Below are 14,976 nucleotides of genomic sequence, written 5' to 3'. Positions count from 1 at the left end.
ACGTCCGCGCGCCCGGCCCGTAACAGCGCCGTCATCCAGCTGCGCCACAGTGGATCCGTCGTCGGAGGGAGGCGCTGATGATCGATCCGCTGGGCGTGGTCGTGCTTGTCGGGACGCTCGTGGTGGCTGGGAGCTGGGCCGCACCCTGGCTGCGCCTCCCCGCGCCGCTGCTGCACCTGTTCCTCGGGCTGCTCAGCGGCTTCGTGCCCGCGGTGCGCGAGATCCATCTGCCGGCCGAGGTCGTGCTGGTGCTCTTCCTGCCGGCGCTGCTGTTCTGGGAGGCGTTCACCACGCCGTTGCGCGAGGTGCGCCGGGACATGCGGGTCATCCTGCTGCTCAGCACGCTGCTCGTCGTCGCCACCGCGTACGGCGTCGCAGGCGCGGGCGTCGCGCTGGGCTGGAGCTGGATGGCCGCGCTCGTGCTCGGCGCGGCGCTCGCCCCGACGGACGCCACCGCCGTCGGCGGCCTCGCCCGTGCGCTGCCGCACCGCAACGCGATCCAGCTGCGCGCGGAGAGCCTCGTCAACGACGGCACCGCCCTGGTGATGTTCACCATCACGGCCGGCGTGGCGGTGAGCGGCGTCTCCCTCACGGGATGGCAGGTGACGGGCCTGATCGTGCTGGCATACCTCGGCGGCGGCGCCATCGGACTGGCCGCCGGGCTGCTGGGGACCCTCGTGCTGAAGAGGCTGCCGGACGCGATCACCGCGAACGCGGCGATGGTGCTCCTGCCGTTCGCCGCCTTCCTCGCCGCGGAGCAGGTGCACGCCTCGGGCGTCATCGCCGTGGTCGTGGCCGGGCTCGTGATCAGTCAGACCGTGCCCCGCACCGGCACCGCCCAGTCGCGTCAGCAGATGACCTCGTTCTGGACGCTCACGACGCGGAGCCTCAACGGCGCCCTCTTCGTGCTCATCGGGATCGAGGCCCAGTCGGCCGTGCGCGCCGTGCCGGCCGCGTCCCTCCCCGGCCTGCTGCTCTTCTGCGGGATCGCCTGGATCGTGCTGCTGCTGATCCGGTTCGTGTTCCAGGTCCTCACCGCGTGGCTGCTCCGCCTCGTCGACCGGCGGCCGTCGCAGCGCGGCCGCCGCATGTCGCACCGTGCGAGGGTGGTGTCGACCATCGCCGGCTTCCGCGGCGCGGTGTCGCTCGCGGTCGCCCTCGCGGTGCCGTCGGGGATCCCCGGCCACGACCAGATCGTCTTCGTGGCGACGGGGGTCGTCGTGCTCACCCTCACCGTGCAGGGCGTGCTGCTGCCCTGGGCGATCCGCTGGGGACGCTTCGAGCCGGACACCGCGATGGCCGACGAGCTGTCCACCGCCCAGCGGCGCTCGACGCTGGCCGCGCTGGAGGCCGTGGACGACCTGGCGCTGCGGGTGGGCGCACCGGACCCGGTGCGCGACAGGGTCACCGGCGAGTACCGGGACCGCCTGCGGCGCATCGACGGCGCGGGCGACGGGTCGGACCCCTCGCTCTGGGCGGCCGACCCCGAGTACGCCGCGCTCGGTCTGGCCGTGCTGGAGCACAAGAGGTCCGTCCTGATCGGAATGCGCGACGGGAAGGCCATCAGCGACACCACGCTGCGGGTGCTGCAGACCCGGATCGATCGTGACGTGCTGCGGCTGGCCCCGCCGCCGCCCGTCGAGTGAGCATCACGGGTGGCGAGCGATCCTCGGGACGGCGCCGATGTCGGTGCCCCGGCGTAGCGTCGTGCCCGACGGCGGATCCGCCGAGATTCTCCCCACCGAAGGAGTGTGCAGCATGGACTGGAAGATCGAGCTCATCTTCGTGCCGGTCACGGACGTCGACCGCGCGAAGGAGTTCTACACCCGGATCGGGTTCACCCCCGACCACGACCAGACGCCGTTCGACGGCCTCCGCTTCGTGCAGATGACCCCTCCGGGCTCGGCGTGCTCGATCGCGTTCGGCACCAATCTCGGGATCGACCTCGAACCGGGCAAGCAGAACACGATCCAGGTCGTCGTACCCGACGCCGACGAGGCTCTGGCGCACCTGCGCGGCCTCGGCGTGGAGGCCGACGGCGTGGACGAGCTGTCCTGGGGCCGGTTCGTCACCTTCGCCGACCCCGACGGCAACCGCTGGACGCTGCAGCAGCTGCCCGACCGCAGCGCACAGGCCTGAGATCGCCGGGGCGGATCGGAGCCCGGCGGCTCCGGTCCGCCCCGTGCCCCGCGGCGCGCGGTCATTTCGCACGCGCGCCCTCGCGCGGCGCTAGCGTGGGGGCATGACCTCCCCGATCGACGCCACCGCGACCCCTGCCTGGACCGAGCTCACCGCGCTGCGGGAGTCCTTCTCCCCCGATCTGCGGGGCTGGTTCGCCGATGACCCGGAGCGTGTCGAGCGCCTGACCTTCGGCCTGGCCGACCTCCGTGTCGACCTGTCCAAGAACCTGGTCACCGCGGAGGTCCGCGAGGCCCTGGTGCGTCTCGCGGAGCAGACCGGCGTCGCCGAGCGTTTCGCGGCCATGCTCGCCGGGGAGCACATCAATACGACCGAGGACCGCGCGGTCCTGCACACGGCCCTCCGCCGTCCCGCGGATGCGTCCCCGGCGCTGGTCGTCGACGGGCAGGATGTGGACCACGACGTGCACGAGGTGCTCGACGCGATGAGCGCGTTCGCCGACCGGGTGCGCTCGGGCGACTGGCGCGGCGTGACGGGCAAGACCGTGACCCACGTCGTGAACATCGGCATCGGCGGATCCGACCTCGGCCCGGTCATGGTCTCTGAGGCGCTGAAGCCCTACGGCGGCGGGATCCAGGCCCGTTTCGTGTCGAACATCGACCCCACCGACATCGCGGAGAAGACCGCTGACCTCGACCCCGAGACGACGCTGTTCATCGTCGCCTCGAAGACGTTCACCACACTCGAGACGCTGACGAACGCACGGCTCGCCCGCGACTGGCTCTGGGAGGGCCTCGCCAAGGCCGGCGTCGACGTGTCCACGGACGAGGCGCGCAGCACTGCGGTCGCACACCACTTCGTCGCCGTCTCGACGGCGCTCGACCGGGTCGCGACGTTCGGGATCGACCCGACGAACGCCTTCGGCTTCTGGGACTGGGTCGGCGGACGCTACTCGGTCGACAGCGCGATCGGCCTGTCCCTGGCGATCGCCTTCGGTCCCGCCGTGTTCCGTGAGCTGCTCGCGGGCTTCCACGCCGTCGACGAGCACGTGCGCACCACCCCCCTCGACCGCAACGTGCCGGTTCTCATGGGGCTGCTGAACGTCTGGTACGTGAACTTCTTCGACGCCCAGTCGCATGCGGTGCTTCCTTACGCGCAGCAGCTCAGCCGCTTCCCCGCGTACCTGCAGCAGCTGACGATGGAGTCCAACGGCAAATCGGTGCGCTGGGACGGCTCTCCGGTGACCACCGACACCGGCGAGGTGTTCTGGGGCGAGCCCGGCACGAATGGCCAGCACGCGTTCTATCAGCTGATCCACCAGGGCACGCGGCTGATCCCGGCCGACTTCATCGCGTTCGTCAACCCGGCGTATCCGCTCACCGACGACGGCCGCGACGTGCATGCCCTGTTCCTGGCGAACTTCCTCGCCCAGACCAAGGCGCTCGCGTTCGGCAAGACCGCGGCGGAGGTCGAGGCCGAGGGCACCACGGGCGCGCTCGTCGCCGCCCGCACCTTCGCCGGCAACCGTCCCACGACCTCCATCTTCGCGCCCGCGCTCACCCCGGCCGTGCTCGGACAGCTCATCGCGCTGTACGAGCACATCACCTTCACCCAGGGCGCGATCTGGGGCATCAACTCGTTCGACCAGTGGGGCGTCGAGCTCGGCAAGCAGCTCGCCCTGCAGATCGCCCCGGCCATCGAGGGCGACCAGGATGCGATCGCGGCGCAGGATCCGTCCACCCGCGCGCTCCTCGCGTACTATCACGAGCGCCGGAACGCCTGAGCGGCGCTCATGGACGACGGCATCGAGATCGGAGCGCTCGCACTGAACGTGTCGATCCCTCCGGCGATTCGGTGGGAGGACGAGCGCCGCGGCGAGCGGTTCGAACTGCAGTCGCTGACGGTGCGCCTGCTTCCCGACGGGACGCTCGCGGCGAAGGCGTACGGACGCCCGGTCGCCGGCGGACGCGGCGCCTACGTGTCGTTCCCCGTGCGGCACTCCCCCGAGATCGACGCGTTGATCCTGGATGCCGCGACGAGCGCCGGCACTCGCTGGGCCGATCACCGGGGGCTGTGAGCGGCGCTCCTCAGAGCAGATCCTCTTCGTTCGCCGGAGGGGTGCGGCGGCCGCGCCGCGTGATGAGCAGGATCAGGCTGAGCAGGAACACGACCGCGCCGGCGATCATCAGGATGTAGCCGACGAGATGCAGGTCGATCCACGAGACCTGGACGTTGAGCGCGAACTCGAGGATCGCGCCGATGACGAAGAGGACGATGCCGGTTCCGATGCCCATGAGGAGTGCCTCCGTTCGTAGCGGGATGCCGTAGAGACCGACCGTAGGCCGGATCCCGCGGACTTCCACGGGGCTTGACAACCGGCCGCGGAGGCGTCGTGCCGGCTCCATGCTGGACGCCCGCCGGGTCACGGCGCATACTCGACGTGACACGTTCAGGGAGCGCGAGATGACACAGGCAGATCACGTCGCGACCGCCGAGGTCGCGATCACCGCACCGGCCGAACAGGTCTGGGAGGCGCTCGCTGATCCCGATCGGCTGCCGGAATTGTGGTTCGGCGCCACCGTGCGGACCACCTGGCAGCCGGGATCCCCGATCACCTGGGACGGCGTCTGGAAGGGCACCCCCTACCAGGACAGGGGCGAGATCCTCGTCTTCGATCCGCCGCGCCTGCTGCGGCTCACGCATTTCAGCCCTCTGAGCGGAGAGCCGGATGAACCCGAGAACCACCACATCCTGGAGTTCGCGCTCTCTGGCGACGGCGCGACGACGCGCGTGGTGCTGTCGCAGAGCAACAACTCCTCGGCAGAGGCCGCTCGGCATGCCCAGGAGATGTGGGAGCAGCTGCTGCAGACGCTGAAGGAGACCGTCGAGTCATCCTGAGGCGCGAGCCCCCGGCCGGCGCGCCCGCCCGCCCTGAGGCGCGAGTCCGATCCCGAGTCCGCCGCCGCGCGCCTCCCGCCTAGGCGGCGGAGAGCAGCCGCCCCTCCTGGTCCGCGGCATCGAGCGCGGACTCCGCGGCGCGGCGGCCTTCGGCGATGAGGCGCGGCACGTCCTTCATCACCCACTGCGCCATGCGCTCCATCTCGGGCTGGATCAGGAGCACCGTGGGGTCCGCGACGAGATCCGCGGTGGCCGTGACGGTGCGCATCATGCGCACGTTCTCCCACTTGGCGTGCAGCCGCACCACGATCGTGCGCTCCGCGCCGATCGCGCGCGTCACGGCATCGGGAACGTTGTCGATCATCCCGCCGTCAGCGAGCAGGGCGCCATCACGGCGCACCGGCGGCAGCACGCCCGGCACGGCGATGGTCGAGCGCAACGCGGTGCTGAGCGGCCCCCGATCGAGGATCACGCCGCGGCGGGTGCGCAGATCCGTCGCATAGGCGCCGAAGCGTCGCGGCAGCTCCTCGATCAGCGGATCGCGGCCGAGGATCCCGTGCACCGCATCGGTCACCGCATGCGTGTCCAGCAGACCCCAGCGCGGCCGGAACGACCAGCGCGCGATATCGCTCCAGCGGAACCGGCGCACCGCCTGCTCGATGGTGTCCGCATCCATCCCGGCCGCATACGCGGCGCCGATGAGCGCACCGGCGCTCGTCCCCGCGACGATCCCGGGACGGATCCCCCGCTCGGCGAGCACCTGCAGCACGCCGGCCTGCGCGGCCCCGTAGGCGCCGCCGCCGCTGAGGGTCAGGCCGAGGGTCGGGTCGTCGGTCACGGGGCTCCTGTCGTGGGCGTTCCCGCGACGCTACCAGGGGCCGCCTGCGCAACGGCTGACACGCCCGGCCGGTCTTCGCTCAGCGCCGCACCCGCGGCTGCCCTCGGTCCCCGCCCTTGCTTCCTCCATCCGGTTGATGTTATAAAAGTTATGCCACTCACTGAACTATCTAGCGAGTGTTTCTTATCGAAACGGAGAAGACATGAGCGCTGACGACAAGCTGTCCGCCGGAGTCGACAAGGTGAAGGGCAAGGTCGAGGAGGTCATCGGGAAGGTGACCGGCGACGACGCCAAGGTGGCCGAGGGCAAGGCGACCCAGGCGAAGGGCGATGTCAAGCAGGCCGCGGAGAAGGCCGAGGACGCGGTCAAGGACGCCCTGGGCAACTGATCGGCATTCGATTCACGACTCAGATCGACGATTGAAGGAGTAGGACGATGGGATTTCTCGGGTTTCTTCTGTTGGGGCTGATCGCCGGAGCGATCGCGAAGGCGATCCTCCCCGGTAAGCAGGGCGGCGGCTGGATCGCCACGCTGCTCCTCGGAGTGGTGGGAGCGCTGCTCGGCGGCTGGCTCGGAAGCGTTCTGTTCAACGCGCCGCTCCAGGACTTCTTCTCGCTGCAGACCTGGCTGCTGGCGATCGTGGGATCGATCGTGGTCCTGCTCGTCTACGGCCTCATCGTCGGGCGAGGCAAGCGGGCGTAGTCGAAGGGGACGACGCCCCGCCAGCACTGCCGCGGCGGCCCCTCCCGTTCTCGGGGCGGGCCGCCGCGGAGCAGGATCGCACAGCCGCTGCACCTCGCAGCAACTGTGTAGACGAGCAACTGTGTAGACAACTGAGTCAGATAGTTCTGCGGGTTTATCATGAGGAGTGATCATGACGATGGCCGTCACGGTTCCCGTCCGGACGAATCCGGCCCACGAGGCCGTCTGGGTCCAGGTGGAGAGCGGCTTCTGGGCAGGCAACCGCACGGGCGAGTTCCTCGGGACGATCGAGGCTCGGGGATCGGGATTCGTCGCCATGGACTCCGCACATCGCTTTCTCGGCTCCTATGCGGAGTTCGAAGCGGCCCGCGACGCGATCACCGGTGAGCAGTGAGCCGGGTGGAGACCTCAGGAGGAGAAGATGCCGCAGACGATCATCCGACATGAGCAGGAGCATCTCTACGCCGAGCAGGCCGGCACGGCCGCGGGCCGCGAGCTGACGCTCGCACTGCTGCGCCTGCGCCGCGCGGAGCACATCCAGGAGACCCGCGCCCTGAGCGCCTCGGGACTGTCGAACCTGGATCTCCGGGCACTGCGCTATCTCGTCCAGGCGCAGCGGGACGGCAGGGATCTGGGCCCGAAGGATCTCCTCACCATGCTCGACACCTCCAGCGCGAACATCACGAACGTCGTCGACCGGCTCGTGCGGAAGGGCTACGTCGAACGGGTCGACCACCCCACGGACCGGCGCGCCCGCTACCTGCGCGCCACCGCCGCGGCCGTCCAGCACGTCGACTCCGCCGTCGGGGCCCATCATGCCGAACTGGTCGCCGCGATCAATGAGATCGACGAGAAGCAGGCGCAGCTGGCCGCATCCGTGATCAGCCGGATCGTCGCCGCCCTCGACCAGCTCTCCGAACGCCAGCTGACGGCCTGAGCAGGTCGGTCAGCCGCCCTCTCGGAGTGCCTCGTGGACGCGCAGGGCGAGCGCGATCTCCAGCGGATCGGTGGAGCGCCCGGCGCGTTCGCTCTGGAACCGGGCCACGCGCTGGCGCACGGTGTTGCGGTGCAGGCCCAGCTCGGTCGCCGTGCGGGTGTGGTTCTCCCCCGTCGCGTAATAGACGCGCAGGGTGTCGCGGATCTGCTGAGCGGCTGATCCGGGCGCGGCGAGCGTGCCGAGGGTCTCCGCGATCCACGCTCGGGTGGCGGCCGGATCCTTGGTGAGCAGGGCGAGCACCGCCACGTCGGGATCGTCGTATCCGACCGTCGCGGCGCGTGCATAGCGCCGGGTGCCGAGTGCGATGAGGCGGGCGGTCGCAGCCTGCTCGTGCGAGCGCCGGAAGCCCTCGGTTCCGCTGCCCGGCAGGCCGAATGCGACCCTGATGCCTCCGCTCGACGCGACGAGGTCGTCGATCCCCGCGCGCGTGACATCGTCGATCCTGTGGCCCGCTCCCGCTATCCAGGCCCAGGCCGTGGCTCCGTCGGCGGCGGAGGTCAAAGGCGGCCGCGGTGAGCGCAGGAGTCCGGCGATGCGGCGGATCACGGTGTCCATGCGCTGCTGCGCCTCGTTGTCCGGTTCTCCGTCGACCCAGCTGATCAGCGCGAGGTGCGATCCGGCGAGCTCGTAGGTTGTCGCTCCGGCGAACGCCTTCTCGCCGACCTCGTCGCCGCGCAGCACCTTCAGCACCGTCGAGGCGTTGAGCGTCGCACGCGCCGACCACCAGCGCCGCCGCTCGGTGTCGTGCACCGTGCTGACGTACTGCAGGATCCAGTCGATGTAGCGATGGATCGTCTCGGCGACGCCCCGCACCACCTCCATCCGCGCGCTCTCGGAGACGTCGAGGTGCTCCACCTCGTCGAGGGCGAGCCGCAGCAGCATGCTCTGGCCGAGGTAGTAGGCGCGAGTGAGCGCACCCAGGGACACGTCGCGCTGCGCGAGCCGCACCGCGTACTCGACGGCGGCGGTCGTCGGCTGCAGCGATTCGATGCCGATGTCGTTCGCGAGCACATGGCAGATCGTGGCGACGTTGCCCTCGATGCTGGACTGCAGCATCTCGACGAGCAGCGGATCCCCGCCCAGATCGTCGATGCGGGTCGCGAGGTGGTCGCGCATGTCCCGCACGATCTCGGGGAGCCTTGCGTCCAGGCGGCCCGCGACGACCGCGAGCAGCTCGGTGGTCGTCGGCTCGGCCGCGCGGCCCGCGTCCGCTCCGCCCGGGGTCGCCCCGCCGCGCTGCGGCCCGCGCCCGCCGTTCACCCCGCGCCCACCGGCATCGGCTCGTGCTCGTGCTGGTGCGCCGACGTGCGGAGACCGAGCTGCTGCAGCGCGCGGCGGGCGGCGTTGTACCCGCTCATGCCGTGGATGCCGGGGCCGGGCGGGGTCGCGGCGGAGCAGAGGAGATAACCGGGCACACCGGTATCGTACGGACGCGGCGTGATCCGCGGACCGGTGAGGAACCGGATCGGCGTCTTCGCTCCCGTGAGGATGTCCCCGTTCACGAAGTTCGGGTTCTCCAGGGCGGAAGCCATCGTCGTGCGCGCACGGGTCGCGAGGATCCGGTCGCGGAAGCCGGGGGCGAAGCGTTCGATCTGCCGGACGATCGCCGCGGTCGCGTCACCGCGGTACCCGCTCGGCACGTGCGCATAGGCGTACACCGGGACCGTGTCACCGTCGGCGCGGGACGGATCCGCGAGGTATTGCTGGCCGACGAGCACGAACGGACGCTCCGGCATCCGCCGGAGCACGGCCGCGTCGTGCTCGGCCGCGACGATCTCCGCCGCCGAGCCGGCGACGTGCACGGTTCCGGCGAGACGGGCCTCCTCGTTCAGCCAGGGGATCCCGCCGCGTACGGCGAAGTCGACCTTGAACGCCGCGGGTCCCGACCGGGAGCGACGGTAGGCGCGGCGGATCCGCTCCGGCAGGGCGCCCTGCAGGATGGTCGCGGCATCGTGGGGGTGCACGTCGAGGATCGCCAGGTCGTGCGCGGGCAGATCCTCCCGGCGCCTGATGCGCCGGGAGGTCTCGAACGTCACGCCCATCCCGTCCAGCATCCGGACCATCGCATCCGTGAACACTCCGGTGCCGCCCTCGATCACGGGCCAGCCGACCGCATGCCCTGCGGTGATGATGCCGGCGCCGATCCCCCCGACGAGGGGCACGTCGATCCGGTTGATCGCGTGCGCCGCGACGCCGAGGAAGAGCGCGCGCGCCCGCTCGGTGCGGAAGAACCGCGCGACCCACGTGGGCGGCGGGCCCGCGACGAGTCCGAACCGGGCAAGCGCGAACGGGTGCCGGGGCACGCCCAGCATCGGCGTCATGATGTCCTCGGAGAGCTTCGCGAAGGCCCGGGAGGGCCGGCCGAACGCGGCCTCCCAGCGCGGACCGTCCGCGCCGAGCCCGGCCGCGGTCTCCGTGACGGAGGTGTGCAGCACCCCGGCGGATCCGTCGTCCAGCGGATGCGCGCAGTCGATCGGGGCGTACCGCAGCGCGATGCCCATCGCGTCGAGGTCGAGGGTGCGCCAGAAGGCTCCCATCGGCGCCATCGGGTGCACGGCCGCGCAGTGGTCCTGGATCAGTCCCGGGCGAGGCGAGGCGACCGAGCGGGCACCGCCGCCGAGCACGTCGGCGGCCTCGACGACGGTGACCTCGACCCCGGCCCGGGCGAGCACGGTGGCGGCCGCGAGCCCGTTGGGCCCGCTGCCGACCACCACCGCCCTCGTCACCGCCGCGACTCCTCCGCGAGCTCCCCGACCGCGGCGTCGGCCTTGATCGCGGGGATGCCGTGCGCGTTCGTCGCGGTCACCGGCGGCTGCAGCGCCGCCCGCCAGGTGACGTCGAGCGGGATCGGACCGTCGGGCAGCCAGGGCTGCGCGGCGACCGCATCGGACACGAGCCACGTGCCCCGCTGGATCACGCCGAGCGCCGCATCGATCACCTTGTACTCCTGCGTCTTCTTGTGGATCGGCTGCGACTCCACCCACACCACCACGAACTCGCCGGGGGCGAAGTGGCAGCGGGCCTGGATCGCACGGATCAGGTCTTCATTGTGCAGGTGCCCGTCGCCGAAATTGAAGCCGATGATCGAGTTGCAGGCGAACTCGCCCTCGCGCACGGTGCGGGTCTCCAGGTCCGGCAGAGTCTCGTACAGCACCGAGTAGAGGCCGCGACCCTGGCTGTGCATCGAGCGCCAGGCGATCGTCTGCTGCATCGTGATCTCGGCGACCTCGAACGGATACCCGAGCTGCTGCAGCTGGTCGACCTGATTGCCGGTGGGCCGGATGATCGCGTCGAGCTTCTTCTCCGCCCCCGGCGTGAAGGTCCACAGCGCCGAGGCCCAGTTGCCGGCGTACTGCCGCAGCGAGGGCAGGAACGAGACCTTGTCGGGCCGCAGGTTGCCGAGGATCGGGAAGAACAGCATCGCGGCGACGATCCCGGCGAGCAGCCACGGGCTCGAGAAGTCGGTGATCGCGAACCCGCCCCAGGCCGGGAAGCCGAGGAAGAGGACGGCGGCCCCGACCGCGAACAGCAGGTTCCATTCCAGCGGCACGGCGAGCGGGAAAGTCGACACGATGAAGAAGCAGAACCCGACCATCAGCACGAGCGCCGCGAACGTCACCCACTGGTTCGTGGAGAACAGCAGCACGAGCGGGGCGCCGAGCTCGACGACCGTGCCCATCACGTGCGCCATGAAGTGCGCGAGACGGGAGGGGCGGATGTCCGAGGGGAAGCTCCGGTACATCGAACGCTTGAACCACTTCGGCGGCCAGAACGGGGTGTTGCTGAGCATCGGCGGGATGACGTTGACGAAGTGCGCGTTCATCTTCGACACGGCCGCGCCCACCCAGACGATCACGAGGAGCAGCTTCAGCCCGATGATCATGTCGGTGAAGCCGAGGGTCGCGAAGAACACGAGCGCCGGAAGGTACTGTTCGCCGCGGGCGGCGAGGAAGATCGTCTTGTCACGCACGCCCGTGAGCATCAGGAAGACGATCGCAGCGGCGACCGGCCAGACCGGGACCAGGCCCGAGGTGTTGTCCGGCAGCACGGCGTGCAGGGACGGGGTGACCGTGCCGGGCAGCACCAGTGCCACCGCGAGCGAGGCGAGGAAGCCGAGGTAGAGGGCGACGTCGAAGCCGGTGCGTCGGTCGCCGTTCGTCCCGGGCAGCCATGCCCAGGGTCGCAGCCGGATCGTGCCGGGACGCGCCCAGAAGAGGATCCCGCCCGTCATCGGCTTGAACTTGCCGGCACCGGGCCCCCAGGACCCGGCGACGCCGATCGCCTCGATGAGCATCGTCCAGATGATGAGCTTCTGGTACACGATCGGCTGGTTCCACCAGGTGCCGATCTCCCAGAACCAGCCGACGCCGCTGGTGGACGTGATGATGATGCTGCCGACGAACAGCCAGAGCACGGCCATCTTCACGATGTACGTGAGCGGGATCATCGCCGCCGAGCCGAAGCCGTACTCGACCCAGTGCAGGGCGAGCGTCTTCACGCGGTGGCGGAGGGGTTCTTGCAGGAATGTCTCCAGGTCGACGGGAGGGAAGTTCCCGGTCTTCAGGCCCATGTCAGCTCCTTCGGTGCAGGGTCTTGTTGCGTGCGGATGGGGGGGTCGCCGTTGCCGGCGCTCAGAGGACGGCGGGTTCGAGCCGCCGCAGCGCAGGCTTGTCGATCTTGCCGACGGGATTGCGCGGGAGTGCCTCGACGATCTCGAGGCGGGCAGGGATCTTGATCTTGGTGAGACCGGTCCGGCAGTGCGCGAGCAGATCATCCGCCGTGGCGGATCCGCCCGGGAGCAGCACGACGTACGCGACCGGGACCTCCCCCAGCACGTCGTGCGGCGCCCCGACGACGGCGGACTCCAGCACCTCGGGATGCGTGGCGAGGAACGCCTCGATCTCCTTCGGGTAGAGGTTCTCGCCGCCGCGGATGATCATGTCCTTGATCCGGTCGACGATGGTCAGATACCCCTCGCGGTCCAGGATCCCGACATCGCCCGTGTGCAGCCAGCCGCCGTGCACCGTCGCCGAGGTGGCGGCCGGGCGGCCGAGGTACCCCCGCATCACCGTCGGGCCCGAGATGATGATCTCGCCGCGGCGTCCCGTCGGCACCAGCCGGCCGTCCTCGTCGACGATCGCGATCTGCTGACCGGGCAGGGCCCGGCCCACGGTGCCGGGCTTGCGGATCCCCCAGAGCGGGTTGCAGGCCGAGGCGCAGGTGCTCTCGGTGAGCCCGTAGCCCTCCAGGATCGCGAAGCCGAACCGCTCCTCGCAGCGCCGCAGCAGCTGCTTCGACACGGGTGCCGCGCCGCAGATCGCGAACCGGAGCGAGCGCACCTGCGCGGTCCGCTCGGCCGGCAGCTCGGCGAGGCGGGCGAAGATCGCCGGCACCGCCGAGAAGTACGACGGGCGGAACCGGTCCAGGGCGTCGAGGAAGGGCTCCGGCGAGAAGCGCTCGAGGATCGTGACCCTCGCCCCGGCCGCCATCGGCGCCAGGAAGCTGATGCAGATCGAGTTCACGTGGAACAGGGGCAGCACGAGCAGCGCATGATCGCTCGACGAGAGATCGAGATGCGTGACGAGGGATCCTGCCATCGCCGCGAGGTTGTCGTGGTCGAGCATCACGCCCTTGGGCTGCCCGGTCGAGCCGCTCGTGTACACGAGCAGCGCGAGATCGGCGCCGAGGATCCGGGGATCCTCGATCGGCTCCTCCGGGAGCGCTCGCATGTGCTCCGGCAGGATCACCGGCACATCGACCGCGGGAGCCGTGGGCGGAGCGAGCAGGATCCGAGCGCGCGAATCCGCGACCTGGTACTCGAGCTCGCGGACGGTGAAGGTCGGGTTGACCGGCGTGACCGCCGCGCCGATCCGCCACGCGCCGAGCATCCCGATCAGCAGTTCGACGCTGTTCGGGAGCATGATCGCGACGACGTCTCCGGCTCCGACGCCGAGTTCGAGCAGCTGCTCGGCGAAGGCCGCGGCGCGCCGCTCGACGGCGCGGTAGGACAGGATCCGCTCCGCGTCCGCGATGCACGGGGCATCGGTTCCCGCGGCCGGCGAGGTCCAGGGCAGGTGGGGCAGCGACATCGTGGTTCCTCTCGATCACCGTCGATCGTTGATAGAGGAACGCTATGAGCGCGGATCGCAGCCCGGTCCCGCCGATGCCGTCCCGATTCAGGACGACGGCAGTGCAGAGTGCACATCCGCGAGAGCCGTCGACGTCCGGCCGAGACTCAGTCGTCCGTGCCGCCCGCGCGCCGATCCGAACGGATGACGAGGTTCACCGTCGTCGTCCTCTGCGCTTACGAGACGACACGAAGAGGCCTGGACCTGCAGAAATCCGCAGGTCCAGGCCTCTCATCAGCCCTTTCGGGCCGGGGGTGAGTCAGCGACTCAGAAGTCCCAGTCCTCGTCCTCGGTGGCCTCGGCCTTGCCGATGACGTAGGAGGATCCGGATCCGCTGAAGAAGTCGTGGTTCTCGTCCGCGTTGGGCGAGAGCGCCGACAGGATCGCCGGGTTCACGTTCGTCACGGTCGCCGGGAACATCGCCTCGTAGCCGAGGTTCATGAGCGCCTTGTTCGCGTTGTAGTGCAGGAAGCGCTTGACGTCCTCGGTGAGGCCGACCTCGTCGTACAGGTCCTGCGTGTACTGCACCTCGTTGTCGTAGAGCTCGTACAGCAACGAGAACGTGTAGTCCTTGAGCTCGTCCTTCTTCGCCTGGTCGAGCGTCTCGAGACCGCGCTGGTACTTGTAGCCGATGTAGTAGCCGTGCACGGCCTCGTCGCGGATGATGAGGCGGATGAGGTCGGCCGTGTTGGTGAGCTTCGCCCGCGACGACCAGTGCATCGGCAGGTAGAAGCCCGAATAGAACAGGAAGCTCTCCAGCAGGGTCGACGCGACCTTGCGCTTGAGCGGCTCGTCGCCCCGGTAGTAATCCATGACGATCTGAGCCTTCTTCTGAAGGTTCGGGTTCTCCACCGACCAGCGGAACGCCTCGTCGATCTCCTTCGTCGAGCACAGCGTCGAGAAGATCGAGGAGTAGCTCTTCGCGTGCACCGACTCCATGAACGCGATGTTCGTGTAGACGGCCTCCTCGTGCGGGGTGATCGCATCGGGGATGAGCGACACGGCGCCGACGGTGCCCTGGATCGTGTCGAGCAGCGTCAGACCGGTGAACACGCGCATGGTGAGGGTCTGCTCCTCGGCGGTGAGCGTGTTCCACGACTGGATGTCGTTCGACAGCGGCACCTTCTCGGGCAGCCAGAAGTTGTTCACCAGACGGTTCCAGACCTCGAGGTCCTTGTCGTCCTGGATGCGGTTCCAGTTGATCGCCTGCACGCGGTCGACCAGCTTGAGCGGTTCGGGAGTCATGTCAATCCTTCAGAAGAGTGGCTGATCAG

At 69.8% G+C, this 14,976-nt stretch carries 16 protein-coding genes; 9 read left to right on the top strand and 7 right to left on the bottom strand.

Annotated elements, in window-relative coordinates; all coding sequences use genetic code 11:
- The first annotated feature begins 77 nt into the window (after positions 1–77).
- The 4 genes from WFJ17_RS14695 (at position 78) to WFJ17_RS14680 (ending at position 4,216) form a co-directional block, all read left to right on the top strand.
- Positions 78–1,646: a Na+/H+ antiporter gene (locus WFJ17_RS14695; RefSeq protein ID WP_336648803.1), complete on the top strand. Its 1,569-nt coding sequence runs from the start codon at positions 78–80 to the stop codon at positions 1,644–1,646.
- Between the two features lie 112 nt (positions 1,647–1,758).
- Positions 1,759–2,139, top strand: a complete 381-nt coding sequence (locus WFJ17_RS14690; protein WP_292884429.1) for a VOC family protein — start codon at positions 1,759–1,761, stop codon at positions 2,137–2,139.
- Between the two features lie 103 nt (positions 2,140–2,242).
- Positions 2,243–3,922, top strand: a complete 1,680-nt coding sequence (pgi, locus tag WFJ17_RS14685; RefSeq protein ID WP_336648802.1) for a glucose-6-phosphate isomerase — start codon at positions 2,243–2,245, stop codon at positions 3,920–3,922.
- A 9-nt stretch (positions 3,923–3,931) separates the two neighbouring features.
- Positions 3,932–4,216, top strand: a complete 285-nt coding sequence (locus WFJ17_RS14680; protein ID WP_251446652.1) for a hypothetical protein — start codon at positions 3,932–3,934, stop codon at positions 4,214–4,216.
- 10 nt (positions 4,217–4,226) lie between these two features.
- Here WFJ17_RS14680 and WFJ17_RS14675 read toward each other — a convergent pair whose 3' ends face one another.
- Positions 4,227–4,433, bottom strand: a complete 207-nt coding sequence (locus WFJ17_RS14675) for a DUF6458 family protein (RefSeq protein ID WP_374208782.1) — start codon at positions 4,431–4,433, stop codon at positions 4,227–4,229.
- Positions 4,434–4,602: 169 nt separating this feature from the next.
- Here WFJ17_RS14675 and WFJ17_RS14670 point away from each other — a divergent pair, with 169 nt between their 5' ends.
- Positions 4,603–5,037: an SRPBCC family protein gene (locus WFJ17_RS14670; RefSeq protein WP_251446649.1), complete on the top strand. Its 435-nt coding sequence runs from the start codon at positions 4,603–4,605 to the stop codon at positions 5,035–5,037.
- A 79-nt stretch (positions 5,038–5,116) separates the two neighbouring features.
- Here WFJ17_RS14670 and WFJ17_RS14665 read toward each other — a convergent pair whose 3' ends face one another.
- Positions 5,117–5,875, bottom strand: a complete 759-nt coding sequence (locus WFJ17_RS14665) for a patatin-like phospholipase family protein (RefSeq protein WP_251446646.1) — start codon at positions 5,873–5,875, stop codon at positions 5,117–5,119.
- Positions 5,876–6,077: 202 nt separating this feature from the next.
- On the opposite strand from WFJ17_RS14665, the gene WFJ17_RS14660 reads away from it, so the two are divergent.
- The 4 genes from WFJ17_RS14660 (at position 6,078) to WFJ17_RS14645 (ending at position 7,514) form a co-directional block, all read left to right on the top strand.
- On the top strand, positions 6,078–6,263 hold the full coding sequence (locus WFJ17_RS14660; RefSeq protein WP_251446643.1) for a CsbD family protein: 186 nt from the start codon (positions 6,078–6,080) through the stop codon (positions 6,261–6,263).
- Between the two features lie 47 nt (positions 6,264–6,310).
- Positions 6,311–6,577, top strand: a complete 267-nt coding sequence (locus WFJ17_RS14655) for a GlsB/YeaQ/YmgE family stress response membrane protein (RefSeq protein ID WP_251446640.1) — start codon at positions 6,311–6,313, stop codon at positions 6,575–6,577.
- A gap of 172 nt (positions 6,578–6,749) precedes the next feature.
- Positions 6,750–6,971: a hypothetical protein gene (locus tag WFJ17_RS14650; protein WP_251446637.1), complete on the top strand. Its 222-nt coding sequence runs from the start codon at positions 6,750–6,752 to the stop codon at positions 6,969–6,971.
- 27 nt (positions 6,972–6,998) lie between these two features.
- A complete protein-coding gene (locus tag WFJ17_RS14645) occupies positions 6,999–7,514 on the top strand; it encodes a MarR family winged helix-turn-helix transcriptional regulator (protein WP_251446634.1) in 516 nt (171 codons plus the stop codon).
- Between the two features lie 9 nt (positions 7,515–7,523).
- Here WFJ17_RS14645 and WFJ17_RS14640 read toward each other — a convergent pair whose 3' ends face one another.
- The 5 genes from WFJ17_RS14640 to nrdF form a co-directional block, all read right to left on the bottom strand.
- On the bottom strand, positions 7,524–8,834 hold the full coding sequence (locus WFJ17_RS14640) for a PucR family transcriptional regulator (protein ID WP_251446631.1): 1,311 nt from the start codon (positions 8,832–8,834) through the stop codon (positions 7,524–7,526).
- The gene (locus WFJ17_RS14635; RefSeq protein WP_336648801.1) at positions 8,831–10,300 is read right to left on the bottom strand and encodes a phytoene desaturase family protein; all 1,470 of its coding nucleotides are present in this window, start codon (positions 10,298–10,300) and stop codon (positions 8,831–8,833) included. Before WFJ17_RS14635 ends, WFJ17_RS14640 begins: the two co-directional genes overlap by 4 nt.
- Positions 10,297–12,144: a DUF3556 domain-containing protein gene (locus WFJ17_RS14630; RefSeq protein WP_336648800.1), complete on the bottom strand. Its 1,848-nt coding sequence runs from the start codon at positions 12,142–12,144 to the stop codon at positions 10,297–10,299. The genes WFJ17_RS14635 and WFJ17_RS14630 overlap by 4 nt, the downstream gene beginning before the upstream one ends.
- Positions 12,145–12,205: 61 nt before the next feature.
- Positions 12,206–13,663 (bottom strand): class I adenylate-forming enzyme family protein, encoded by a 1,458-nt coding sequence (locus tag WFJ17_RS14625; RefSeq protein ID WP_336648799.1) that lies wholly within the window; start codon positions 13,661–13,663, stop codon positions 12,206–12,208.
- 306 nt (positions 13,664–13,969) lie between these two features.
- Positions 13,970–14,947 (bottom strand): class 1b ribonucleoside-diphosphate reductase subunit beta, encoded by a 978-nt coding sequence (gene nrdF, locus WFJ17_RS14620; RefSeq protein WP_251446618.1) that lies wholly within the window; start codon positions 14,945–14,947, stop codon positions 13,970–13,972.
- Between the last annotated feature and the right edge of the window lie 29 nt (positions 14,948–14,976).

Origin of the sequence: Microbacterium sp. MMO-10 (genome assembly GCF_037148715.1) — a bacterium.
Lineage (GTDB): Bacteria > Actinomycetota > Actinomycetes > Actinomycetales > Microbacteriaceae > Microbacterium.
Note: the sequence above shows the minus strand (reverse complement) of the source record. Positions and strands in the feature narration are given on the sequence as shown.